Here is a 25,502-nt window from a genome sequence, read left to right as displayed (position 1 = left end):
GACTATTTGTAACCAGGATCAGAAAATATGAAATACCGTGCTGATGTTGACGGGCTACGCGCACTCGCCGTACTGCCGGTTATTGCGTACCACATGGGAATAGGGGGGATACCCGGCGGTTTTACCGGCGTCGATATCTTCTTTGTGATTTCCGGCTATCTGATCTGCGGCATTATTTATAACAGTGCCATGAGTGGCAACTTCTCTTATCTCGATTTCTATAAACGTCGCTGCCTGCGTATTTTGCCACCGCTGTTTGTGGTGCTGCTGGCGGTGATGATATTTGGTTATTACCACCTGCTTCCCGCTCAGTTTACCGATCTGAGCAACAGTGCGCTGGCGGCATTGCTGTCGGCATCGAATATCTTTTTCTGGAAAACCACCGGCTATTTTGATGGCCCGGCCGATCTCAAGCCGCTGCTGCATACCTGGTCGCTGGCGGTGGAAGAGCAGTTCTATATTCTCTTCCCCATCATCCTGTTGCTGGTGATCCGTCTGTTCCGCAACCGTACCACTCAGGTGATGCTGCTGGTGATAGCGGGTTCGCTGCTGTTGAGTATTTACGGCGTTACGCGCAAACCTACCTTTACCTTCTACATGCTTCCGACCCGCGCCTGGGAGATGGCGCTCGGCGGGATTATTGCTATCGCCGGGCTGGAAGCCAAAACCGCCCATTACCGTACCGGGGTGAAACACGCCATGAGCCTCAGCGGGCTGGCGTTGATTCTGTTTGGTTTTCTCTGGCTTGATACCACCCTGCCTTTCCCGGCGTGGAATGCGCTCTATCCGTGTCTTGGTAGCTTCCTGATTATCCTGGCGGGTCAGCAGTCTGTCGTCTCCCGTCTGCTGGCACTGAAGCCGGTCGTGTATATCGGTATGATCTCCTACTGCCTGTATCTGTGGCACTGGCCGATCATTGTTTACTCGCGCATGTTCTTTAATTTTGAACCGGGTGTGCGTGAGCTGGTGATCCTCGCCTTAACCTTTGGTCTGGCAGTGGCATCGCGCTATCTGATCGAAATCCCGTTCCGCTACAAACTGTCTTACATCAGCCCGGGCCGTATTGTGGCGGCTTCGGTGATAGGGCTTGCCGTGATGGCCAGCGGAGCGCTGTATAAAGGCCATATCAGTAACAGCTCCGGGCAATTTTCTCCGGCGGCGTTGGCGCTGGCGCAGTACTCGGAATACAGCAAGATGCCGGAGTTTGACTACCAATATCGTCGTGGGCAGTGTTTCGTTGATGGTAAGAGCGAGGAAGATAAGCCGTTTGATCGTGAGTTCTGCCTCAAGACCTCTCCGACCGCGAAGAACTATGTGATGATCGGTGACAGCCATGCAGCGCATCTGTGGCGTGCTATCAGCCTGGCGGCGGGGGACGGAGTGAACGTTATTCAGGCGACCTCAGCAGGCTGTAAGCCGTTGTACCAGCAGTCACTGCGTAATCCGTGCACCCGACTGGTGGACTATGTCTACGACCAGTGGATCGCAGAACATCATATTGACGGCATTATCATTTCGGCGCGCTGGGCACCGGAGGATATCGCGCCTCTGCGCGCAACGCTCGAGCACCTGAAATCTCGCTCTGGCAATATCATCGTCATGGGGCCGACCGTCGAATATACCGAAGCGCTGCCGGACCTGCTGGCTTATCAGACGGACGGACGAAAAGATTTGGTTGCCTCATCGATTAAGAAAGAGATCCGCGGGACGGACGAACAAATGCGTACAGCGATGGCCGAGCAGGGAACGCCCTATATCTCGGTCTATTCGATTGTCTGCCCCGGTAACATTTGTCGCGGGCTGGCGTCTGACGGCCATCCGACCTCGAACGACTACGGTCACTTTACCCTGAGCGGGGCGAAAGACGTGGCGAAGCAGGCGATGGTGCAGATGCGCGACAACAGATTTATGTAATTTATCAATCCGGGCGGCCGTCAAAGGGCCGCCCACAGGGCTTTTGTAAGTAATTAAAGTAAATGCCACTCTGAACCGATATTAGCTGTTATCGGGCTAACCCCATCACAGAGTGCGCACCATGCTAAAAAATATAAAAGTCGTCACCAGCATCGTTATCATGCTGATCATTTTTAGTGCGCTATTGCTTGTCTCCAGCGCGCTCTCGTTCAATGCGATAAGCCAGGACAAAGCCAACTTCACCCGTGCCACGATTTTGACTGAGCAACAGGGGCAACTGAGTGATGCATGGCAAACACTGGTCAAAACGCGGGTCACCATCAACCGGGTGGCTATCCGTATCCTGAAAAAGCAGACCGATCCTGTCTCCATGGCGGCGATTGAAAAACTGCTGGGCCAGGCCTCTGAAACGCTGGACGATGCCGGACAACATTTTGGCCGTTATAAACAGTATCCGGCGGTAGAGGGCCAGAATACGGCACTGGATGACGCCATTGTCAGCAGCTATCAGCTGATGTACGACACCATGAAACAGTCCATTCAGTATCTGGGGGCCAATAACTACGAAGCGTACGGTAATCTGGAAGCGCAGAAAGCCCAGGATGATTTAGAAAAAAATTATGACCGCTGGCGTGAGCAGAACGGCAGCCTGCTGGCGGTGGGCGTCACCGATAACCAAAACGGCTACAACCATATGGTCTGGACGCTGGGGGCGGTGGTGTTGATATTGCTGCTGCTGGTGGGCTCGGTCTGGGTGGTGATCAAACGTGTTCTGCTGACGCCGTTAAAACAGTTGCTGGTCCATATTCAGCGTATCGCGGCGGGTGACCTTTCCGAAACCCTGGTGGTGGACGGGCGCAGCGAAATGGGTCTGCTGGCCAGTAACCTGACGCAAATGCAGCAGTCGCTGATCGGCACCGTGGGTAATGTGCGTGACAGTTCGAATGCCATTTACACCGGGGCGAGTGAAATTTCTCAGGGTAACAACGATCTCTCTTCCCGTACTGAACAGCAGGCGGCCTCGCTGGAGCAAACTGCGGCCAGCATGGAAGAGTTAACGGCCACCGTGAAGCAGAACGCCGAAAACGCGCGTCAGGCGTCACAGCTGGCTAAGAACGCCTCAGAAACCGCCGCGAAAGGCGGCAGGGTGGTAGAAGGTGTGGTGAAAACCATGAATGAGATCGCGGGAAGTTCTAAAAAGATTGCTGATATTATCAGCGTGATCGACGGCATCGCTTTCCAGACCAATATCCTGGCACTGAATGCGGCGGTTGAAGCGGCACGAGCCGGTGAGCAGGGGCGTGGGTTTGCCGTTGTCGCGGGCGAAGTGCGTAATCTTGCCCAGCGCAGCGCCCAGGCTGCCAAAGAGATTAAATCCCTGATTGAGGACTCAGTCAACCGCGTGGATGCCGGTTCACAGCAGGTGGCGACGGCAGGGGAAACCATGACGGATATCGTCAGCGCGGTGGTGCGCGTCACCGATATTATGGGTGAGATCTCCTCGGCGTCTGATGAACAGAGCCGTGGCATCGACCAGATTGGCCTTGCCGTCACCGAGATGGATCGGGTGACGCAGCAGAATGCCTCTCTGGTGCAGGAGTCTGCGGCTGCGTCAGCGTCACTGGAAGAGCAGGCCAGCCTGCTGTCTCAGGCGGTTGCCGTGTTTAAAATCGGACCACAGCGTGCTGTGGTTGTCGATAACCGCGGCGCTCAGGCACTCAAAACCCCACGGCTGGCCGCTCCGCGTAAAGCCGCAGCCACCGACGAAGGGAATTGGGAGACGTTTTAACCCCGCCTGCCTGGCCGTTGACCGTCTGCATTGGGGGGAGGGTCAACGGCGGCGCAATGATTGGCACGCTTTGTTTGGCCTTATTCTGTCAATCTGCCATAATCTGCGCCCGTATTTTAGCCACCAGTCGAGATGTTAATGCAGTACCCGATAAATGAAATGTTCCAGACGTTGCAGGGCGAAGGTCTTTATACCGGCGTACCGGCAATTTTTATCCGCTTGCAGGGATGCCCGGTGGGCTGCAGTTGGTGTGATACCAAACATACCTGGGATAAACTGGCCGATCGGGAGACATCGCTGGGCGATATTCTGCTGAAAACCGTCGAAACCGATGCCTGGGGTGCCGCCGATGCAGAGGCCTTGATCGGCGTGATCCGCCAGCATGGCTGGACGGCGAAACATATTGTGATCACCGGCGGTGAGCCGTGCATTCACGATCTCACTCCGTTGACCGCAGCCCTTCAGCAGCATGGTTTCGGTTGCCAGATTGAAACCAGCGGCACGCACGATGTGCGCTGCACGCCGGAAACCTGGGTGACAGTGTCGCCGAAGGTGAATATGCGCGGCGGCTATGATGTGCTGCATCAGGCCCTGGTGCGCGCCGATGAAGTGAAACACCCGGTGGCGCGTCAGCGCGACGTCGATGCGCTGGATGATCTGCTGGCAACGCTCAGCGATGATAAGGCGCGGATTATCGCGCTACAGCCGATCAGTCAGAAGGATGATGCGACGAAGCTGTGCATTGAAACCTGCATTGCGCGTAACTGGCGGTTATCGATGCAGACGCATAAATATTTGAATATTGCCTGACCCGGATCGACAGGGCCATGTAGGGGTGAGGCATGCCTCACCCGTTGCGGATGTGGCGAGGCGTGCCTCGCCCCTACGATTTCAGACCCTGAAGGGTTACTGCGGCCACTTCATCTCGCCTTTCAGCACTTTCGCGCTCAATTCCAGGCTCGACGCATCTTTTAAATCAGGGTATTTCGTCTTCATCGTCGCGGTATAACTGGCGGCATCTTTACTCTCTGCCAACACGCTTTCAGCCGTTTTCAGATACTGGTGAGTGAAGTTCACCGACGCCACTGTCTCTGCTGCACCCGGCAGGAAATGCCCTGGAACAACGCGCACCGGTTTCAGCGCTGTAATCGCTTCCAGCTTCTGCTGCCAAACTGACCGCTCGGTGGCTGACTGCGCATCGGCCATCCAGACGTGAATATTATTGCCATACACCACCACGCCGCCCATCACTGTTTTCAGGGAGGGCACCCACAGCCAGGTATTCTGCGGCTGCGGGCCGTTCACGCCTTTTACCTCGATGCGCTCACCGTCCACCTTAAAACTGTCGCCCTGTAAGACCTCGGGAACAATCAGCGACTCTGGAGCGTTAGCGCCCATCTTCGGCCCCCAGAACGCCAGCTTGCCCTCTTTGCTCTGTTTAATGAGATCTACCGTGGCGGCAGTAGCGAGAATTTTCACCTGTGGGAAGGCGTGCTTAATCGTATCGAGGCCGAAGTAGAAATCCGGGTCCGACTGGCTGATAAACACCGTAGTGAGCGTTTTTCCTGTCGCTTTGATGCGTTTGACCAGCGCTTCGGCATCATTGCGCTGGAACTGGGCATCAATCAGCACCACTTCATTCGGGCCGGAAATGATTTCGCTGGAAACCGCAAACATACTGGCTTCGCCTGGATTATAAACTTCCAGTTTTAGGGTTTCAGCGGCATACAGTGGAGCGCTGGCCGTCAGCGCCAGCAGGAGAGTGAGGCGGGTTTTCATCGTAAATAACCTGTGAGTCGGAAAAGAACCCAGTGTAGGTTGCAAAATACAGCAGATAAACCGACTATCAGGCAACAGATTGTTGCATAAAACGGACATATTATGGATCGCGTCACCGCAGCGACGGTTTTTATCACCATTGTTCAACGCGGCAGCCTGTCGGCGGCGGCGGAAACGCTGGATATGTCGCGGGCTATGGTCACCCGCTATCTGAACCAGATGGAAAGCTGGGCGGGGGCGCGCCTGCTGCATCGCAGCACCCGCCGTCTGAGCCTGACGCCTGCCGGAGAGCATGCCCTGGCGCGTTGCCAGCAACTGGCGGCGCTGTCTGCCGAGATTGAGCACAGCAACCAGCCAGAGGGAGAGGGGCTCTCCGGGCTGCTGCGCGTCTCCTGTTCGCTGTCGCTGGGGCAAAGCGTGCTGATGGTGGCACTGACCGCGTTTCAGCAGCGTTATCCTCGGGTACGTATCGACCTGCACATCAGCAATCAACGGGTCAACCTGGTGGAAGAACGTATTGATCTGGCGCTGCGCATTACTGCCCAGCTGGAGCCCAACCTGATTGCCCGCCCCCTGCATACCTGTCAGTCGGTGATTTGTGCGGCTCCCGCTTATCTTGCCCGTGCGGGAACGCCGCAGATCCCGCAGGACCTCACCCATCACAACTGCCTGGCCTACTCGCATTTCGGTAAAAGCCTGTGGCACTTCACCCGGGGCGAGGAGAAAGAGGCGGTGGCGGTCAGTGGTAATCTGAGTGGCAATGATTCGGTGATGCTGCTCTCTGCCACCCTGGCGGGGGCCGGTATTTCCATGCAGCCGAACTACAGTGCAGGACCGCTGTTGGCCAGCGGTGAACTGGTAGCCTTGCTGCCAGAGTATCAGCTTGATGAGCTGGGGCTGTATGCGATTTATTCGTCGCGGCAGTACCAGTCTGCACGCCTGCGTACATTGCTGGATTTTCTGGTGGCATGGTTTAGCGCAGAGGACGCCGGGCGACTGCTGAGAGGGGAAGAGTAAAGACGGATGGGGGGCCGGGGAGGTGGCTCGGTATTGTGAGCCACCTTAGGGTATCAGAGGATGCGGACCCGACCTTCTGCGCAGGGGTGCCAGCCGCGGGCTTTCTCTCCCAGCGCCCAGCGATGATCCGGGGCATACAAAAATAGCCAGGGTGCGTCATCGTGAACCTGAGTAAACGCCTGGCGCATGATTGCCGCACGTTGATCGCCATCAGCCGTCGCGGCGGCACGGTCAAGCAGCGCATTGAGTGCCTCGCTGTGATACCCCTGCCACCACGGGCCCTGCTGGCGGGAATCCAGTTTTTCACGGTAAATGCGCCAGCCGCTGGCCGGGCTGGAGTCAAAGCAGGCAATATCGCCAAACTGCTTATCGCGTACCCGCTGCGCATAGGCCGGTCTGTCTTCATAGATAGTCAAATCGACGGTCACACCCACCGCCTGAAGTTCCTCCGCGATATGCCGGGCCAGCACAATCGATTCATCGGGAAAGCGTGCCGGGAGCGCCAGCGACAGCTTCAGCCCTGAGGCATAGCCCGCGTCTGCCAGTAGCTGTCGTGCTGCGTTGGGATCGTAGCGATAGGGCTGCACATCCTGCGGAATACCGCTGTGGCGTGCCGTTAACGGCCCGGCTAAGGGGCGCGCATGACCCTGAGCGATCTGTGGATGTGCGATTATCGCCTGACGATTAACGGCATGATTCAGCGCCTTTCTGACCCGAACATCCTGTGTGGCCCCCTCAAACAGGTTCAGCAGAAAAATAATGCACAGATAACTACGCTGGCTGACGATGTGTTCCGCGCCAGCTGGCTCAAACAGCGGGTCCACCAGCAGATCGGCCTCACCACGGGCAAACAGCGCCTGGCGTTGCACGGCATCAGGCTCGGCCAGCCACACCAGCGTGGCCGCTGGCGGTTTACCCGCCCAGTGATCATCAAAGGCATGCAGGGTGATACGCCCTGGCTGCTGCTCTGCGAACTGGTAAGGTCCGCTGCCGATGGGCTGCTGTGGCAGCGCGTGCAGACTGTCTGCCGGCACAATGGCAATATCCACCAGTAAATCCAGCAGATCAGCAAAAGGTTCCGGGTTGTTGATCGTCAGCGCGCCATTATCGGCCACCGCCACGGTGGCATGCTGTAAATAGCTGCGCAGCACGCCCTGCGTACCCAGCTCGCCTGGCATCTCCGGTGAGAGTGCACGCAGCAGAGAGGCTTGGGCATCAAAGGCTGTGAGTATTGCCCCGTTGTGGCAGCGCACGCCAGCGCGCAGCTGGAAGCGCCAGCGTCGGCAGTCGTCCTCCACTGACCAGCTTTCCGCCAGCCATGGAATAAACTCGCCCTCATCGTTGCGTCTGACGAGCGCATCAAAGATCGCATCAATAATGCTGCGCCGGTCACGGATATCTGACAGAACATGCGGATCGGCAAGCGGCACCGTGGGCTGAACGACGGTAAACAGGTCAGTGGAGGAGATCGTCATTGAAGTCACTCATCAGCAGGAGAAGCGTCTCCGCAGGGCATTGGCAGCCCTGCGGAGTGTCACAGAGGGGGGTTATTTGGAAACGTCAGCGGCAAAATAGTGCTGAGAAATGCGCTGATAAGTCCCGTCGCTTTTAATCTCAGCTAAGGCTTTATCAATGGCGGCTTTCAGCTCAGGGTTGCCTTTACGGATGAGAATACCTTCCTGCTCGGCATCGGCACGGGTGGCAGCGATTTTCACGTTGGCGTCCGGCTTGTGTTTTTTAAAGTCGAGGTACGACAGGTTATCGTTAATGGTGGCATCGGCACGGCCGCTGGCCACCAGATCGACCGACTGGTTAAAGCCGTCGGTGCCGACAATCTCCGCACCGTAGCTGCGTGCCAGCTGTGCATAGTTGCTGGTCAGCGTATGCGCTGATTTTTTGCCTTTCAAATCTTCGAAGGATTTGATGCTGGTGTTATCGCTGCGCACAATCAGCACGCCTTTTGAGGCGATGTAGGGTACAGAGAAATCATATTTCTGCTGACGCTCCGGGGTGATAGACACCTGGTTAATCACCGCTTCGTAACGCCTGGCATCCAGCCCTGCGATCAGACCATCCCACTTCCCTTCCACGAATTCCGCTTTCACGTTCAGGCGTTTAGCCACTTCGCGGCCGATCTCGACATCAAAGCCGGTTAACGCGCCGGTAGCATCGTGGTAAGTAAACGGTGGATAGGTTCCTTCCGTACCAATTTTCAGCACGCCGTCCGACTGAATCTTAGCGAGATCAGTTTCTGCCAGTGCGGCAGAGGAGAAGCTCAGCTGGACCAGGCCTGCCAATAATAACGTTGCGATCTTTTTCATTAAAAACTCCTGAATGCTGTCTGTGATGGGGTCTTAAATTATATTTCCCAGGAATCGGGCAGGGTGTCGGTCAGGGTAGAGATAAAGGCTTTCGTTCTGGTTTTCTCGGCGCGGGTAAACAGATCGCGGGAGGTTCCCGTCTCCACGATCTCCCCCGCTTCGAGAAACACCACGTGGTTAGCAATATTGGCGGCCAGACGCAGGTCGTGCGTGGCCATCAGCATGGTCATTCCTTCTTTTGCCAGATCCTTCAGCACCGCAACAACTTCAAGCGACAGCTCCGGGTCCAGCGCCGACGTGGGTTCATCACAAAGCAGCACCTTGGGTGACGGCGCCAGTGCGCGGGCAATCGCCACGCGCTGCTGCTGACCACCGGACAGGGTGGCAGGCCAGGCATCGCGCTTGTGGATCATGCCCACTTTCTTCAGCAGCGCTTCGGCACGTTCGCGAGCCTGAGCGGGATGCTGTTTATGGACGGTAATCAACCCTTCCATAATGTTTTCAATGACGGTCAGATGTGGAAACAGCTGAAAGTTTTGGAATACCATGCCGGTTTGCTGGCAAATACGACGGATATCTTTTCGGGCAACACGTTGGCTGCCGGAAAATACAATATGTTCGTTACCGATGGTTAACTCGCCCGCCTGCGGTATTTCCAGCAGGTTGATGCAGCGTAATAATGTGCTCTTGCCGCTACCGGAAGGGCCGATAAGTGCCGTCACGCTACCTTCATTAATTGTCAGGTCGATATTCTTTAAAACCGGATTGCCATCAAATTGTTTTTCAATGTTGGATAATTTTATCATTATCTCTTTCCTTTACCGTGCTATTGCTGGCGAGCTTATTTTCCAGTCTGGTCTGTAATGCGGATAAAACAGAACTGATTAATAAATAAATAATGGCGGCTTCGGTATACAGTATTAATGGCTGATAGGTGACGGCCGCAATACGCTGTGCGGCAAGGAACATCTCGGGGACGGTAATGACCGAGGCCAGAGAGGTATCTTTGACCAGCGAAATAAAGGTATTGGATAACGGCGGGACGGCAATGCGTGCCGCCTGTGGAATAATGATGCGACGCAGTGCCTGAACCCAGCTCATACTGATGGAGTGCGCCGCTTCCCACTGACCTTTTGGCACAGAAAGCAACGTGGCGCGGATCACTTCAGAAGTATAGGCACCAATATTCAGCGTGAAGCCAATAACCGCAGCCGGGAAAGCATCAAGCGTAATGCCTACGCCAGGAAGTGCATAGAAAATCAGAAATAGCTGTACCAATAATGGGGTGCCACGAATAAGCCAGACATAAAATCGCACAATATATTGCAGGGGCTTAGGCCCATATAATCGTGCCAGTGCAACGATAAAACCCAGCGATAAACCCAGTGCAAAAGAGACCAGCGTTAAAGGGATGGTAAATGTCACACCGGCGTACAGCATCGGCCAGAATGAATCAATTGCTAACGTAAGCCATGCTGGCATTGTTCACCCATCTTAAAAAATAAATATCGATTTTTGTTCTGTGGCGAGAGAATATCACGGTGGTGTAAGGAGCGCTTATATCTTGAAATGATATAATATATTCTCTAAGAATATATATTTAATTCATAAGCTTTTCTGGAAAACGCATATAGACCCAAAATAATTCGAGGTGCATGAAGGCAGCTTGAAGTATGACGGGTATAGAAAAGCAGGCCTGATTGACAGGCCTGTCTGGCAATCAACCGCGATAGACGCAGCCAGCGGTGCAGGTCTCTTTCACCAGTACGGCGCTTAACAGCGGCAGAACCGGCTTCATCTGTTGCCAGATCCACTCTGCCAGCACTTCGCTGGTCGGGTTTTCAAGCCCAGGGATGTCGTTGAGATAATAATGGTCCAGACGATCATAAACGGGTTTGAACGCCGCCTTGATCTCTGAAAAATCCATTACCCAGCCCGTATGCGCATCCACTTCGCCAGTAATTTCCAGACGAACCATAAAGGAATGCCCGTGCAGGCGGCCGCATTTGTGCCCTGCTGGCACATTCGGTAAATGGTGCGCGGCTTCGAATTGAAAATCTTTAAACAGCGTAGTCGCCATAGTGACAGTCTCAGTCTTTATCAATAAAACCGCCGCAGGATACCGGAAAACAGCTTTTTTCGCACCCGTTTCCCGGCTAAACGCGATAAAGGGAAATACCTGTAAAAGGTGTTGTTTTTAACTGATTGAATAATATGAGAATGATTAACCTGTTTTGTCGCTAATGCTTACCATAAAAACCGTTTAGTCATTTTGGTTATTAATTATTTCCAACCCTTATTTAAGGGTTATTATGCTTGCCCTTACCCTGTTGTTAATAGCTCTCTGACTGTGGAATTTTCAACGCAATGACGACTCAGGCACCCTCTAACATGCTTCCGTTAAATCCGGACCAGCTTGCCCGCTTACAGGCAGCCACCGGTGATTATTCCCCCACCCAGCTGGCGTGGCTTTCCGGTTATTTCTGGGGCATGGTCAATCAGGCGCCGGGTACGGCAGTCGCCAGCGCTCCCGCTGCGGTTGAGGTGCCAACCGTCACTATTCTCTCTGCGTCACAAACCGGGAATGCACGCCGTCTCTCCGAACAGCTGCGTGATGACCTGCTGGCCGTGCAACTGAACGTTAACCTGGTGAATGCCGGTGACTATAAATTTAAGCAGATCGGGCAGGAGAAGCTATTGGTCGTGGTGACCTCCACGCAGGGCGAGGGGGAGCCGCCGGAAGAAGCCGTTGCGCTGCATAAATTCCTGATGTCGAAGAAAGCACCAAAAATGGACGGCAGCGCCTTTGCGGTGTTTGGTCTGGGGGATACGTCTTACGAATTTTTCAGCCAGGCCGGAAAAGATTTTGACAACAAACTGGCTGAACTGGGCGGGGAGCGTCTGCTCGATCGCGTTGATGCTGACGTGGAGTACGCGCAACAGGCCGAAGCCTGGCGTAAGCAGGTGGTGGATGTTCTTAAAGCTCGTGTGCCGGATGCCAGCGCGGGTCAGATTGCCGCAGCGGCAACAGGTAGCGTGAATGAAATTCACAGCAGCCCCTACACCAAAGAAACTCCGCTGACCGCCAGCTTTGCGGTCAATCAGAAAATCACGGGCCGTGACTCCGATAAAGATGTGCGCCATATTGAAATTGATCTGGGTGATTCCGGGTTGCGTTATCAGCCGGGCGATGCACTCGGCGTATGGTTCGAAAATGACCCGCTGTTAGTCAAAGAGCTGCTTGAACTGCTGTGGCTGAAAGGCGACGAGACAGTTACCGTGAACGGCGAGACGTTACCACTGGCAGAGGCTCTGCAAAAACATTATGAACTGACGGTCAATACCCCGCAGATCGTCGAGCAGTATGCCCAGCTTTCCCGTAATGAAGCGTTACTGGCGCAGATTGACGAGAAAGCCAAACTTCACCATTACGCGCAGAACACGCCGATTGTTGATATGGCGCGTTACGCCCCGACTGAGCTGAACGCTGAGCAGTTACTCGGCTTGCTGCGTCCGCTGACGCCGCGCCTCTATTCGATTGCTTCTTCGCAGGCTGAGAATGAAACCGAAGTGCATATCACCGTTGGTGCTGTGCGCTTTGAGATTGAAGGCCGTGCGCGTGCTGGCGGGGCTTCCAGCTATCTTGCTGATCGTCTGGAGGAGGATGCAGAAATCCGTGTCTTCATTGAGCACAACGATAATTTCCGTCTGCCAGCCAACCCGGATGCACCGGTGATTATGATTGGCCCGGGCACCGGGATTGCACCGTTCCGCGCCTTTATGCAGCAGCGTGATACGGAAGGGGCTGGCGGTAAAAACTGGCTGTTCTTCGGTAATCCACACTTTACCGAAGACTTCCTGTATCAGGTTGAGTGGCAGCGTTACGTGAAAGACGGTTTGCTGACAAACATTGATTTAGCCTGGTCCCGCGACCAGGATCATAAAGTGTACGTACAAGATAAAATCCGTGCGAAAGGTGCGGAACTGTGGCGCTGGATCGAAGAGGGCGCGCACATTTACGTCTGTGGCGATGCAAATCGTATGGCTAAAGACGTTGAGCAGGCATTACTGGAAGTGGTAGCCGAATTCGGTGCAATGGACACCGAAACGGCGGATGAATTTTTAAGTGAGCTGCGCATTGAGCGCCGTTATCAGCGAGATGTGTACTAATGAGCAATGAAAAATACCCAGGGCCGCTGGTGGTCGAAGGCAAGCTGGTCGACGCTGAACGCCTGAAAAAACAGAGTAACTATCTGCGTGGTGGCATTGCCGAAGACCTGCACGACGGGCTGACCGGCGGCTTCAACGGCGATAACTTCCTGCTGATCCGTTTCCACGGTATGTACCAGCAGGATGACCGTGATATCCGTGCTGAACGCACAGAGCAGAAACTGGACGCACGCCATGCGATGATGCTGCGCTGCCGTTTGCCGGGCGGTATCATGACGCCGAAACAGTGGCTGGCGATCGACAAGTTCGCCACCGATAACACGATTTACGGCAGTATTCGTCTGACCAACCGTCAGACTTTCCAGTTTCACGGCATTCTGAAAGGCAACGTTAAACCGGCGCATCAGATGCTGCATGAAGTGGGTCTGGATGCGCTGGCGACCGCCAATGACGTGAACCGTAATGTGCTGTGCAGCTCAAACCCGATTGAGTCTGAACTGCATCAGGAAGCGTACGAGTGGGCCAAAAAGCTGTCTGAGCATCTGCTGCCACAGACCCGCGCTTACGCCGAAATCTGGCTGGATCAGGAAAAAGTGGCCACCACTGACGTTGAGCCGATCCTGGGTGAAACCTATCTGCCGCGTAAGTTCAAAACGACCGTAGTGGTGCCGCCGCATAATGACGTCGATTTGCACGCCAACGACCTGAACTTTATTGCGATTGCCGAGAATGGCAAGCTGGTGGGCTTTAACCTGTTGGTGGGCGGCGGATTGTCTATCGACCACGGGAATAAAGCCACTTACGCACGCACCGCCAGTGAGTTCGGTTATCTGCCGCTGGAAAAAATTCTCGATGTGGCCGAAGCCGTCGTCACCACTCAGCGTGACTGGGGTAATCGTACCGACCGTAAGAACGCAAAAACTAAATACACGCTGGAGCGCGTTGGCCCGGATGTGTTTAAAGCGGAGGTGGAGCGCCGTGCAGGGCTGACCTTCGAGCCGACCCGTCCGTACGAATTCACCACACGTGGCGATCGTTTTGGCTGGGTTAAGGGCATCGATAATCAATGGCACCTGACGTTGTTTATCGAAAATGGTCGTCTGCTGGACTACCCTGGCCGGCCGCTGAAAACCGGTCTGGCCGAGATCGCTAAGATCCATCAGGGCGACTTCCGCCTGACGGCGAATCAGAACCTGATTGTTGCCGGGGTGCCGGAGTCAGAGAAAGAGAAAATTGAACAGCTGGCGATGTCGCACAGTCTGATGGAAAACGTCAGTCATCAGCGTGAAAACTCGATGGCCTGTGTGGCCTTCCCGACCTGCCCACTGGCAATGGCTGAAGCGGAGCGTTTCCTGCCAGAGTTTGTGACGCGTGTTGAAGGCATCATGAATAAGCACGGCGTGGGTGATGAGCATATTGTCCTGCGCGTAACGGGTTGCCCGAATGGCTGTGGCCGTGCGCTGCTGGCTGAGGTGGGCCTGGTCGGCAAGGCGCCGGGGCGTTACAACCTGCATCTGGGCGGTAACCGCGTGGGTACACGCATTCCGCGTATGCACAGTGAAAACATCAATGAAGAGCAGATTCTGGCAACGCTGGATGAGCTGGTTGGCCGTTGGGCGAAAGAGCGCGAAGCTGACGAAGGTTTCGGTGATTTCACCATCCGTGCCGGGATCGTCCGGCCGGTACTCGATCCGGCCCGTGATTTCTGGGAATGAGGGAGGCGTGATATGGCAGTTCTCGATCTGACGACACTGAACGCATTACCGAAGGTGGAGCGCGTCATGGCGCTCGCCGAAATCAACAACACGCTGGATAAACTGTCTGCCGAAGACCGGGTGATCTGGGGGCTGGAGAACCTGCCGGGTGAGGCCGTGCTGACCTCAAGTTTTGGTATTCAGGCGGCGGTCAGTCTGCATCTGGTTGCGCGTCAGAAGCCGGATATTCCGGTGATCCTGACGGATACCGGCTATCTGTTCCCGGAAACCTATCAGTTTATCGATCAACTGACGGAGAAGCTGGATCTCAACTTACAGGTGTTCCGCGCAGAGCACAGCCCGGCGTGGCAGGAAGCGCGTTATGGCAAGCTGTGGGAGCAGGGCGTAGAGGGCATTGAGCGTTACAACCAGATCAACAAGGTTGAACCCATGAACCGTGCGCTGGAGACCCTGAACGCCCAGACATGGTTTGCCGGCCTGCGCCGCGATCAGTCCGGGAGCCGGGCGCATTTGCCGGTGCTGGCGATCAAGAAAGGCGTCTTTAAGCTGTTGCCGATCATCGACTGGGATAATCGTCAGGTATATCAGTATCTGCAACAGCATGGCCTGAGTTACCACCCGCTGTGGGAGCAGGGTTATCTCTCGGTGGGGGATACCCACACCACGCGTAAATGGGAGCCGGGGATGGCAGAAGAAGAGACGCGTTTCTTCGGCCTGAAACGCGAGTGCGGGCTGCACGAGTAGTTTTGCCGCTTACCAAAATATCAGTGTAGCCAACTCTCTGTTTCGACAGGTTTTAGCGAGAAGGCTGAATACGGTATCCCGTGTTATTCGTTCTAATATGAGCGGAGGTGTCGCAGGGCATTCTCCGCTTATGTCAGAGACGAAATGCCCCCAAAATTTCCCTTTCCGTACACTCATTTTCAGTTCCACGCACGGGTTAAGGTTTCCGCTTTTTTAGCCATCATCCGCTGTGTTTTCACCTTTGCCTGCATAAGAATTCAATAATATTCAGTAAAGTCATTTCCCTGAAGACCCTGCCCAGGCTATGGTTACTGCCGTCTGATTTTTATCCACAGGGAGAGGGATATGGGTTTCAGCCTGCCGGGGATTTACCTCAAATATTTGCCACATGATAATCTTGACCCGGAAAAATTCGAACAGATTATCTCGCCGCCCTCTGCCTGGTCGCGCATTACTGCTCAGTATGAATTCAGTGACAGCCGTAATCCGGGCTTTTATCTGCTGAATATCTGTGAACGTAGGAACAATCCGGGTCAGCAGCTGCCGCCCCTTCACGGACCCTGCACCCGCCAGCAGATGAAAAAAATGGTGATGTCCGGTGACGTGGTGATGCTCTGCAATTTCTACGAGCCTGCCGGCGTGTTTTATATCGACCAGCAGGGGGATCTTATCAGCCAGTCGTCCGACTATCCCCCCGACTGTATCGAGCAAATCATCCGTGAATACCAGCGTTCGGTCAGCTGCCGGGACTACTCGCAGAGCGGGGGCAAACCGCGCCCGACCGTGCTCCGCACCCGCCAGCGCAGCACCCCGCTGCAGCAACATGCTCAGTCTGTGCGGAAAAACCCCGTTGCGCGTGACGCCACCTCGGAGCCGGAGCCGCGTGAAATCACCCTGACCATTGGGGTGTTTTTCGACGGCACCGGGAATAATTCCAGCAACAGCACTGAACGCCAGAATGCCTGTAGTGGTGAACATTTTGGTCTGAGCAGTGCCGAAGCGGAGTCCGCCCAGACTCAGTGTGTAAAGCTGAAACTGGGCCACAGCGGCACTGCAGCCGGAAGCCATCTCGGCTATTACACCAATGTGCACTGGCTTTTTACCCTGTATAACGACGAACTGACCGCCGCCAGCGGCTCCGGGCAGGAAGCTATCTATATTGAGGGCATTGGTACCGAAAACGGCGAGGGGGACAGCGCCTATGGCATGATGAGTGGCCGGGGTGATACTGGCGTGGTCAGTAAAACTGATAAAGCTGTCGGGGCAGTGGTGACGGCTATCCAGGACTATTTATCCAAACATCCTGCTGCCCGCGCCAGTATTATTAAGATGCTGCAGTTTGATATTTTCGGCTTCAGCCGCGGGGCGGCGGCAGCGCGTCATTTTGCCAACCGGGTCGCCAGCTAGGACGTGGCGATTATTGCCGCGATAAAAACCGGACTGGAAGACATAACGTTTACCGGTACACCGGGCGGCAGTACCCGTTTTCTGGGAATATTTGATACCGTTGCCGCCATCGGCACCCCGGTTAACGGAATGAATCCGCACAGCGCCGATACCGGCGAGGTCAATATTGTGCTGCGCCCGGGAGTGGCGCAGAAGGTGTTCCAGATTACCGCCCGGCACGAATCCCGCTTTAACTTTGCCCTGAACAGCATCCAACCGGCGTGGCCGGAGCTGGCTCTGCCCGGCGCGCACTCGGATATTGGCGGCGGCTACAACCCCGATGAATATGAAGCCTGCTTTGTTACCCGCCCGTATTTTACTACCGTGCCCCTGAGCACGCCGGACAGTCAGACGCGCAGTTATCAGCAGGCGGCGCAGGAGCAGCAACGGATGGCGGATTACCCGGCCATCGCCCCGCTGTTGCAGCAGCAGAAACCCGCCATCCATAGCTCGTCTGATGAGCGCCTGCCCGCCGACCGCTACGGCACCCTGCAAAAGCGCAGCGCTGCCGCACTGGTACTGAAGCGGCCCACGCGTAACGACTGGTCAAAAGTGGTGCTGCGGGTGATGCTGGATGCGGCACAGGATGCAGGGGCGGTATTCAATTCGATTTTACCTAAAGATAGCAATCTGTCATTACCCGCAGAACTCAATATCCTGTGTGAAAAAGCACGACTCATGGGGCGTGCTGCCCGCAACGGTCAGCTGGTCAGCGACTTTAGCCCGGCGGAAATGGCCCTGCTGGCAGGCAAGTATCTTCATTGCTCGGCCCACTGGAACAGCGTGGTCAGGGATAAACAGGGACAAATCAGCGGCGCGGTAAAACCGCTGGCGCTGATTAACTTTACCAACCGCCCGGACCGGCACTGGCAAAGGACCGTTTATAATATGGATGGAAACAAAATATGAGCATAACCCGCCTTAGCGCACTACTGCCGCTGCTGCTGTTAACCGCCTGCCAGGGTGCCGCTCAGTCCGGCAGCACCGCACAAAGCGATCGCCCTGAAAGGTGGAATTTTAATTTTTTCACTCCAAAAGCGCTCTATGCTGTGGTCACTTTTGCCGTGGTTATTGATGCCGAAAACCAGGCTTCCCGGTTTGTGACGCTGAACAAGACTCCGGCTATGGATGAGGTTACCGGCGAGTGGAACACCCATTCCCGGGTGTCTCGTGGGCACTGGAATCATGTGAAGTACCCGCCAAAACAGATGTTTTTCTGCTGGGATTCCGTGATTGATAAAAAGGTTTATGAAACCCGCCTGACCTTCTCTGATGAGGTGATTGAAAAAATGTACCGACCCAGCATCTATAAGGATTATCAGGGAAATACGGCCTGGTATGACAATATCCAGATTGGCCTCGCCCCTGAAGGGAAAGTGGCCATCTGGCTGCGGGGGATTGGGTTTGAACCTAATTACCGTGTTATCCCCGCCCGGCTGAATACCGTCTCCGGGGAGGATTTAGTGATTTGCGAAGGCGTCACCCGGTTTTCTAATGGTTATGAATATCCTGAAACTACCAACGAGTTCATTAAAGGAAAAGTCTATCCCTATGGCGTCTGGTAGGCTGAAAGCGGGTGCGTTCAGCCCATTGCGGTCACCGGAGCTCCGTATTACAGCGGCATCAGATACAGCGACCATCAAATCCCGGTCAGTGCCGCAAACTTATCCGCAGAGCGGGTGATATTCACTTTTGTCACTTCGTAGCTGGCGACTTTCTGGAACGGATCTTCCGCCAGGATAACGTCCAACTGCTTTCTGTCCATTTCTTTCACCATGATCATGCCGCCGGTGCGCGGATCTTTACGCCCGGCGCTGATAAAGGCCCCGGCGGTAAAGTAACGATTAATCCAGGCAACGTGAGGTTCCAGCAGCGCTTCCACTTCTTCCATGGGACGGGTGTAGGTCAGAAAGACGATATACATTCATCACTCCAAAACATTAAGGATTAGCCAGTTCGCGAATCAAGGGCAGCAGCACCGCCACCGAATCATGTGCTCGGTGGGTGATACGCCCCGGTAACCAGCGGTCAATATAGGTCAGATTATCACGCTGTGCCTGATGGCGCAGCGCAACAGGGAAGTGCTGGGCGATACTACGCGGCAGCTTGCCGGATGGCGCATCGCTGGCGTTGACCGACAGCAGCGGGAAGCCGGCGCGGTCGAAGGGGGTCTCTTCACTCGCTGTCTGCGCCGAACTTTTGATGCCCAGATGACGGGCCAGTGTCATGGCGCGATCGCGCGTCTGCCGGGCCACGGCTTTGGGGGTTTTGCTGCCGCTGGTAAACGTCAGATGGCTGCCGATAATCAGGCTGTCGAGATTAATTACCAGCAGCGTATTGTGTTTCTCTTCGGGGGTCATACGCGAAAGGTAGTCTTCGCTGCCCTGATGACCAATCTCTTCGCCGCTCAGGGCAACGAAACGCAAACTGTAATGCAGCGGCTGAGTACCGAGCCGCTGTGCCAGTTCCAGCATTACCCCCAGGCCGGAGGCATTGTCATCAACGCCCTGATTGGTGAGCCCACCGAGGTTATTTTGCATCTCGCTATCATTGTGCGGCGTCCAGCTGTCGCTGTGGGCGATAATCACAATCTGCTGTGCGACCTGACCTTCCCGGGCCGCAATCACCGAGGTTGCATTGACGTTGCGCCATGTCACATCACCGCTCTGATGTTGATAGGCATAACGCGTGGTGAAACGACGCTGGTTGCTGTGATAGCCAAGCTGGGTGAACTGCTGCTGCAGATAATCGGCGGTCAGCATATCCGCCGGGCTGCCCGCCATTCTGCCGGGAAAATAGGTGGCAATATGCCGCAGTTGCTGTTCGGCGATACTGCCTGTCTTTATACTGACGGCATTCGTACTGAAATTGATGCCGCAAATGAGCAGTGCTGCCAGCATCCCCTGGCGCAGAAGGGTTACCATGGATCATTCCTTAAAACCTGTCGCATCAGGCTATTTTACTTGCCATTTTGAGCACTGCCCAGGTTCAAAATCCTCACGTACTGCGTGTACGCTGCGGGATTGAAGCGCTGTCCGGGTCCAAACTGGCTGCGACAATTACGCCTAATCATTTAGGCATTGATACGTCGTCAGTGACGATACGTACGAAAATTTTTGCGCAGTTAGTATGAAATTGTGATGGCCGTTAAACAATTTTAATCTCTCTGAAAGGTGCGAAATATCATCTGTTAAGCACATTTTGTTCTCAGCTTTACCGGGGCGTTATTCCATTCGGTAACTACTCATTCCAATTAGTAATTTCATAAGCCTTAAGCGCGGGACGTATAGTCCCCTTAACAATAGTGATATAGACAGGGTTCACGTGGATTATCTCCCTCTTTTTGCTGATATCAGACACAAGCCGGTGCTGGTGGTTGGCGGTGGCGATGTCGCTGCACGCAAAATCGAACTGCTGCGCCGCGCCGGTGCGCATGTGCTGGTCGTGTCACACCATCTGTGTGAAGAACTGGCCGCATTGCATGACAGCGGCAGTATCGAATGGCTGGCAAAGGATTATCAGGCCACTCAGCTTGATCAGGTGTTCCTGGTGATTGCCGCCACCGATGATGGCGAACTCAATGGTCAGGTCTATCTGGATGCCACTGCGCGCCGTCTGCTGGCCAACGTGGTTGATGACCAGCCAAAATGCTCCTTTATTTTTCCTTCTATTGTTGATCGTTCCCCGCTGGTGGTCGCGATCTCCTCCAGCGGCACTGCGCCCGTACTGGCACGCCTGCTGCGTGAAAAACTGGAATCGCTGCTGCCTGCGAACCTGGGACAGATGGCGCATATTGCCGGCCAGTGGCGCGGGAAGGTGAAAGCCCGCTTCAACAAGATGTCCGACCGCCGCCGTTTTTGGGAAAAAGCCTTCAACGGCTTATTCGCCAATCAGGTCGCCTCCGGCAATCTTGAAGGGGCTAAACGCACGCTGGACCAGCAGTTGACTGACCCGGAAGCCCCGCAGGGAGAGATTATTCTGGTGGGTGCCGGGCCTGGCGACAGTGGCCTGCTGACCCTGCGTGGCTTGCAGGTGATGCAACTAGCTGATGTGGTGCTGTATGACCATCTGGTCAGCGATGAAATTCTGGATTTAGTGCGCCGCGATGCTGACCGCATCTGCGTGGGTAAGCGCGCTAACGCCCACAGTGTTCCGCAGGAGGAAACCAACCGCCTGCTGGTAAAACTGGCGAAGCAGGGCAAACGCGTTGTGCGCCTGAAGGGCGGTGACCCGTTTATCTTTGGCCGGGGGGGCGAAGAGCTTCAGGCCGCCGTGGCCGCTGGCATTCCCTTCCAGGTAGTGCCGGGCGTGACCGCAGCAGCAGGGGCGACCGCCTACGCGGGCATCCCACTGACTCACCGTGACCATGCACAAAGCGTTCTGTTCGTCACCGGACAATGCCGTGCGGATGGCAACGGCACCGACTGGCCATCGCTGGCCCGTTCACGTCAGACGCTGGCTATTTATATGGGGGCCATGGCGGCAGGCGACATTGCCAGCCAACTGATGGCGCACGGGCGCGATCCGGCCACCCCGGCTGCGGTGATTAGCCGCGGCACCCGTCAGGATCAGCAGGTACTGACCGGGACCTTACAACAACTTGAAGAACTGGCACGAAACGCCCCAACTCCGGCGCTGTTAGTGATTGGCGAAGTGGTCAAACTGCATGACGAGTTGGCATGGTTTCAACATTCAGCGCAGCAGGACGGACGCGAGTCCCCTGTTGTGAATTTGGCTTGAGGAAAAGATATGGATCAGAAACGACTCACTCATCTGCGTCAACTGGAGGCGGAAAGCATCCATATTATCCGCGAAGTGGCCGCAGAGTTCGGCAACCCGGTGATGATGTACTCTATCGGCAAAGACTCATCGGTGATGCTGCACCTGGCGCGTAAAGCCTTCTATCCGGGAACACTGCCGTTCCCGCTGCTGCATGTTGATACTGGCTGGAAATTCCGCGAAATGTACGAATTCCGCGATCGCATGGTGAAAAATATTGGTGCAGAGCTGCTGATCCACCGCAATCCGGAAGGCGTGGCGATGGGCATTAACCCGTTCGTTCACGGCAGTGCCAAACACACCGACATTATGAAAACTGAAGGGCTGAAGCAGGCGCTGAATAAGTACGGTTTTGATGCGGCCTTCGGTGGCGCACGCCGTGATGAAGAGAAATCTCGTGCGAAAGAGCGCATTTATTCCTTCCGTGACCGCTTTCATCGCTGGGACCCGAAAAATCAGCGGCCTGAGCTTTGGCACAACTATAACGGTCAGATTAACAAAGGCGAAAGCATCCGTGTTTTCCCGCTGTCCAACTGGACAGAGCTGGATATCTGGCAGTACATCTTCCTGGAAAATATCGAGATTGTGCCACTGTATCTGGCCGCGGAACGCCCGGTGCTGGAGCGTGACGGTATGCTGATGATGATCGACGACGATCGCATTGACCTGCAACCGGGCGAAGTGATCGAGCAACGTATGGTGCGTTTCCGTACCCTCGGCTGCTGGCCACTGACCGGCGCCGTCGAGTCCGAAGCGCAAACGCTGCCTGGGATCATCGAAGAGATGCTGGTTTCCACCACCAGTGAGCGCCAGGGGCGCATGATTGACCGCGATCAGGCCGGCTCAATGGAGCTGAAAAAACGCCAGGGCTACTTCTAAGGAACCGTCATGAATACAGTAATTGCACAACAGATTGCCGACCAGGGCGGCGTGGAAGCCTGGCTGCACACCCAGCAACATAAAAGCCTGCTGCGCTTTCTTACCTGCGGCAGCGTGGACGATGGCAAAAGTACGCTGATTGGGCGTCTGCTGCACGACACACGTCAGATTTACGAAGATCAGCTCTCGTCACTGCACAACGACAGTAAACGTCATGGCACCCAGGGCGAAAAACTGGATCTCGCGCTGCTGGTTGATGGTTTACAGGCTGAACGTGAGCAGGGCATTACCATTGACGTGGCCTATCGCTACTTCTCCACCGAGAAGCGTAAATTCATTATCGCCGACACGCCGGGCCATGAGCAGTACACGCGCAACATGGCGACCGGCGCTTCAACCTGCGATCTGGCGATCCTGCTGATCGATGCGCGCAAAGGCGTGCTCGATCAGACCCGTCGCCACAGCTTTATCTCCACTCTGCTGGGTATCAAGCATCTGATCGTCGCCATCAACAAGATGGATCTGGTGGAGTACAGCCAGGAGACCTTCGAGCAGATCAAACAGGATTACCTAGATTTTGCCGGGCAGTTGCCAGGCGATCTTGATATCCGCTTTGTGCCGCTGTCGGCGCTGGAGGGCGAAAACGTCGCCTCCCCGAGCGACGCGATGAACTGGTACAGCGGCCCAACGCTGCTGGACGTTCTGGAAACCGTGGATGTACAACGCGTGGTGGAGCAGCAGCCAATGCGCTTCCCGGTACAGTATGTTAACCGCCCGAACCTCGACTTCCGCGGCTACGCCGGGACGCTGGCCTCCGGCATTATTCAGGTCGGACAGCGGGTGAAAGTGCTGCCATCTGGCGTGGAGTCTGCCGTTGCGCGCATCGTGACGTTCGATGGCGATCTGGAGCAGGCTGCCGCCGGGGAAGCGATTACTCTGGTGCTGAAAGACGAAATTGATATCAGTCGTGGCGACCTGCTGGTGGCCGCGGATGCTGACCTGACGCCGGTGCAGGCTGCGGCAGTGGATGTGGTCTGGATGGCGGAAAAACCGCTGGTGCCGGGCCAGAGTTTCGACGTGAAAATTGCCGGCAAGAAAACCCGTGCGCGCGTGGAGCGCATTCAGCATCAGGTGGAGATCAACAACCTGACGCAGCACAACACCGATGAATTGCCGCTGAACGGTATCGGGCTGGTTGATCTGATCTTCGATGAGCCAATGGTGCTGGATCCGTACCAGCAAAACCCGGTGACCGGCGGGATGATCTTTATCGATCGCCTGAGCAACGTGACCGTTGGCGCGGGTATGATCCGTCAGCCGCTGGACGATGTGCAACAGAGCAGCGGTGATTTCAGCGCCTTTGAACTGGAACTGAATGCACTGGTGCGTCGTCATTTCCCACACTGGAATGCACGCGACCTACTGGGCGGTAAGTAATATGGCGCAGCATGATGAAAATGTGGTGTGGCACGCGCATCCGGTCAGCCGGGAACAGCGTGAGCAGCAGCATGGTCATCAGGGCGTAGTGCTGTGGTTTACCGGGCTGTCAGGTTCCGGTAAATCCACCGTCGCTGGCGCGCTGGAGCAGGCACTGCATCGGTTGAACGTCAGCAGCTATCTGCTGGACGGGGATAATGTGCGTCACGGCCTGTGCCGCGATCTCGGCTTCAGTGATGACGATCGTAAAGAGAATATTCGCCGCGTCGGTGAGGTGGCGAAGCTGATGGTGGATGCCGGGCTGGTGGTATTAACCGCCTTTATCTCCCCTCATCGTGCCGAGCGTCAGATGGTGCGCGACATGGTCGGGGAAGGGCGTTTTATTGAAGTCTTTGTCGACACGCCGCTGGCTATCTGTGAAGTACGCGATCCGAAGGGATTATACAAAAAAGCCCGAGCCGGGGAGCTGCGAAATTTCACCGGTATCGATGCAGTGTATGAAGCCCCTGAACGAGCGGATATTCATCTGGATGGTGAACAATTGGTAACACATTTAACCCGCCAGTTATTAGACGTGCTGCGCCAGCGAGATATTATCAAACCCTGAGAGAGCTTCGGCTAACGCCCGTTTGCGGGCAGTTATCAGGCGGAGGCAGTTTGGCCTCCGCCTAAGCATCAACGGGAAGTCTATGCAAAACGTTACCCCCATGCTGGCAGGTAAAGACGAACGCGAGCGGGAAGAGCCGTCATGGGCCATCCCTGGTGGCGCGATGGGCTTTGTTTCATGGTGGGTCGCGCTGGCGATCCCTTTCCTGCTGTATGGTTCCACTACCCTGTTTTTTTTCCTCTACACCTGGCCTTTCTTCCTGGCGCTGTTACCGGTGTCGGTGCTGGTGGGAATCGCCGCGACTATGCTGCTACGTGAGCATTTTGTCTGGGCTGCGCTGGCGACGGTGCTGCTGGTGATCGCCCTTTTCTGGCTGTTATTTACGCTTCTCACCGGCTGGTGACCCGTCAGTGAGATGTGCAAATACATCGCAACGTTACAAAATCTATCAGTGCAGGGCGTTTTAATGCTCTTTTTTGCTGTTTTTTAACGCGTATTGACGCCGTATTCTGAGAAAGTGGTTCTATTTCATCGACGGAGTGGAGTCATACCAAAAGTTATGGGATGATTGAGCCGTTTTTCAGGGGGCGGGGATGGGCAAACTTACGTTGCTGTTACTTGTACTTCTCGGCTGGCTGCAGTATTCGCTCTGGCTGGGCAAGAACGGCATTCATGATTATACACGCGTTAATGAGGATGTTGCTCAGCAACAGGCCAATAACGCCAAGCTTAAAGCGCGTAACGATCAGCTTTTTGCCGAAATCGACGATTTAAACGGCGGTTCGGAAGCGATCGAGGAACGCGCACGCAATGAGCTGGGGATGATTAAACCCGGCGAGACCTTCTATCGCCTTGTGCCGGATCAAAACAAACGAAACGCGCAGCAGCGAACAGCCAGTCAGTAA

24 protein-coding genes are annotated in these 25,502 nt (G+C 55.2%); 16 read left to right on the top strand and 8 right to left on the bottom strand.

Translation table 11 applies throughout. The annotated features are described in order from the left end of the window. The first annotated feature begins 27 nt into the window (after positions 1-27). From LJN55_RS18225 to queE, 3 genes are all read left to right on the top strand, one after another. Positions 28-1,914 (top strand): acyltransferase family protein, encoded by a 1,887-nt coding sequence (locus LJN55_RS18225; protein ID WP_167863285.1) that lies wholly within the window; start codon positions 28-30, stop codon positions 1,912-1,914. A gap of 121 nt (positions 1,915-2,035) precedes the next feature. Then, the gene (locus tag LJN55_RS18220; RefSeq protein ID WP_227534996.1) at positions 2,036-3,703 is read left to right on the top strand and encodes a methyl-accepting chemotaxis protein; all 1,668 of its coding nucleotides are present in this window, start codon (positions 2,036-2,038) and stop codon (positions 3,701-3,703) included. Positions 3,704-3,841: 138 nt separating this feature from the next. Continuing rightward, positions 3,842-4,513: a 7-carboxy-7-deazaguanine synthase QueE gene (gene queE, locus LJN55_RS18215; RefSeq protein WP_133846046.1), complete on the top strand. Its 672-nt coding sequence runs from the start codon at positions 3,842-3,844 to the stop codon at positions 4,511-4,513. A gap of 96 nt (positions 4,514-4,609) precedes the next feature. Here the strand turns inward: queE and LJN55_RS18210 are convergent, their stop codons facing one another. Continuing rightward, positions 4,610-5,482 carry an MBL fold metallo-hydrolase gene (locus LJN55_RS18210; RefSeq protein ID WP_159337940.1) on the bottom strand — a complete coding sequence of 291 codons (873 nt, stop codon included), beginning with the start codon at positions 5,480-5,482 and terminating at the stop codon, positions 4,610-4,612. Positions 5,483-5,584: 102 nt separating this feature from the next. On the opposite strand from LJN55_RS18210, the gene LJN55_RS18205 reads away from it, so the two are divergent. Next, positions 5,585-6,499 carry a LysR family transcriptional regulator gene (locus tag LJN55_RS18205; RefSeq protein ID WP_133846044.1) on the top strand — a complete coding sequence of 305 codons (915 nt, stop codon included), beginning with the start codon at positions 5,585-5,587 and terminating at the stop codon, positions 6,497-6,499. Positions 6,500-6,552: 53 nt separating this feature from the next. On the opposite strand, the gene LJN55_RS18200 is transcribed toward LJN55_RS18205, so the two are convergent. The 5 genes from LJN55_RS18200 to queD form a co-directional block, all read right to left on the bottom strand. Then, positions 6,553-7,974: an ABC transporter substrate-binding protein gene (locus LJN55_RS18200; protein WP_227534995.1), complete on the bottom strand. Its 1,422-nt coding sequence runs from the start codon at positions 7,972-7,974 to the stop codon at positions 6,553-6,555. A 72-nt stretch (positions 7,975-8,046) separates the two neighbouring features. Continuing rightward, a complete protein-coding gene (locus tag LJN55_RS18195; protein ID WP_227534994.1) occupies positions 8,047-8,820 on the bottom strand; it encodes an amino acid ABC transporter substrate-binding protein in 774 nt (257 codons plus the stop codon). Positions 8,821-8,858: 38 nt separating this feature from the next. Continuing rightward, positions 8,859-9,626, bottom strand: coding sequence for an amino acid ABC transporter ATP-binding protein (locus tag LJN55_RS18190; RefSeq protein ID WP_227534993.1), 768 nt, complete (start codon positions 9,624-9,626; stop codon positions 8,859-8,861). Further along, positions 9,604-10,302 (bottom strand): amino acid ABC transporter permease, encoded by a 699-nt coding sequence (locus LJN55_RS18185; RefSeq protein WP_133846040.1) that lies wholly within the window; start codon positions 10,300-10,302, stop codon positions 9,604-9,606. The genes LJN55_RS18190 and LJN55_RS18185 overlap by 23 nt, the downstream gene beginning before the upstream one ends. 238 nt (positions 10,303-10,540) lie before the next feature. Next, positions 10,541-10,900, bottom strand: coding sequence for a 6-carboxytetrahydropterin synthase QueD (queD, locus tag LJN55_RS18180; protein ID WP_133846039.1), 360 nt, complete (start codon positions 10,898-10,900; stop codon positions 10,541-10,543). 287 nt (positions 10,901-11,187) lie between these two features. Between queD and cysJ the strand changes: the two genes are divergently transcribed. From cysJ to LJN55_RS18150, 6 genes are all read left to right on the top strand, one after another. Further along, positions 11,188-12,990: an NADPH-dependent assimilatory sulfite reductase flavoprotein subunit gene (gene cysJ / locus LJN55_RS18175; RefSeq protein WP_227534992.1), complete on the top strand. Its 1,803-nt coding sequence runs from the start codon at positions 11,188-11,190 to the stop codon at positions 12,988-12,990. Beyond that, positions 12,990-14,705 (top strand): assimilatory sulfite reductase (NADPH) hemoprotein subunit, encoded by a 1,716-nt coding sequence (gene cysI, locus LJN55_RS18170; protein ID WP_227534990.1) that lies wholly within the window; start codon positions 12,990-12,992, stop codon positions 14,703-14,705. Before cysJ ends, cysI begins: the two co-directional genes overlap by 1 nt. Positions 14,706-14,717: 12 nt before the next feature. Continuing rightward, entirely contained in the window at positions 14,718-15,449 is a 732-nt protein-coding gene (locus LJN55_RS18165; protein ID WP_133846036.1) for a phosphoadenylyl-sulfate reductase, read from the top strand. A gap of 345 nt (positions 15,450-15,794) precedes the next feature. Then, a complete protein-coding gene (locus tag LJN55_RS18160) occupies positions 15,795-16,856 on the top strand; it encodes a DUF2235 domain-containing protein (RefSeq protein ID WP_227534988.1) in 1,062 nt (353 codons plus the stop codon). Positions 16,857-16,859: 3 nt separating this feature from the next. Next, complete coding sequence (locus LJN55_RS18155) at positions 16,860-17,804, top strand: phospholipase effector Tle1 domain-containing protein (protein WP_227534987.1); 945 nt, start codon at positions 16,860-16,862, stop codon at positions 17,802-17,804. Continuing rightward, positions 17,801-18,460, top strand: coding sequence for a DUF2931 family protein (locus tag LJN55_RS18150; protein ID WP_133846035.1), 660 nt, complete (start codon positions 17,801-17,803; stop codon positions 18,458-18,460). Before LJN55_RS18155 ends, LJN55_RS18150 begins: the two co-directional genes overlap by 4 nt. Before the next feature lie 74 nt (positions 18,461-18,534). Here the strand turns inward: LJN55_RS18150 and LJN55_RS18145 are convergent, their stop codons facing one another. Then, positions 18,535-18,819 (bottom strand): YciI family protein, encoded by a 285-nt coding sequence (locus tag LJN55_RS18145; RefSeq protein ID WP_159337947.1) that lies wholly within the window; start codon positions 18,817-18,819, stop codon positions 18,535-18,537. Between the two features lie 16 nt (positions 18,820-18,835). Then, a complete protein-coding gene (locus LJN55_RS18140; RefSeq protein WP_167863276.1) occupies positions 18,836-19,819 on the bottom strand; it encodes an aminopeptidase in 984 nt (327 codons plus the stop codon). Positions 19,820-20,219: 400 nt separating this feature from the next. Between LJN55_RS18140 and cysG the strand changes: the two genes are divergently transcribed. From cysG to ftsB, 6 genes are all read left to right on the top strand, one after another. Further along, positions 20,220-21,635: a siroheme synthase CysG gene (cysG, locus tag LJN55_RS18135; RefSeq protein WP_133846032.1), complete on the top strand. Its 1,416-nt coding sequence runs from the start codon at positions 20,220-20,222 to the stop codon at positions 21,633-21,635. Between the two features lie 9 nt (positions 21,636-21,644). Continuing rightward, positions 21,645-22,553, top strand: a complete 909-nt coding sequence (cysD, locus tag LJN55_RS18130) for a sulfate adenylyltransferase subunit CysD (RefSeq protein ID WP_133846031.1) — start codon at positions 21,645-21,647, stop codon at positions 22,551-22,553. A 9-nt stretch (positions 22,554-22,562) separates the two neighbouring features. Then, a complete protein-coding gene (gene cysN, locus LJN55_RS18125) occupies positions 22,563-23,990 on the top strand; it encodes a sulfate adenylyltransferase subunit CysN (RefSeq protein ID WP_133846030.1) in 1,428 nt (475 codons plus the stop codon). Position 23,991: 1 nt separating this feature from the next. Continuing rightward, a complete protein-coding gene (gene cysC / locus LJN55_RS18120) occupies positions 23,992-24,597 on the top strand; it encodes an adenylyl-sulfate kinase (RefSeq protein WP_133846029.1) in 606 nt (201 codons plus the stop codon). An 82-nt stretch (positions 24,598-24,679) separates the two neighbouring features. Then, entirely contained in the window at positions 24,680-25,000 is a 321-nt protein-coding gene (locus tag LJN55_RS18115; RefSeq protein ID WP_133846028.1) for a DUF3561 family protein, read from the top strand. Positions 25,001-25,190: 190 nt separating this feature from the next. Further along, positions 25,191-25,502, top strand: a complete 312-nt coding sequence (ftsB, locus tag LJN55_RS18110) for a cell division protein FtsB (protein ID WP_133846027.1) — start codon at positions 25,191-25,193, stop codon at positions 25,500-25,502.

This window comes from Erwinia rhapontici (assembly GCF_020683125.1).
Lineage (GTDB): Bacteria > Pseudomonadota > Gammaproteobacteria > Enterobacterales > Enterobacteriaceae > Erwinia > Erwinia rhapontici.
Note: the sequence above shows the minus strand (reverse complement) of the source record. Positions and strands in the feature narration are given on the sequence as shown.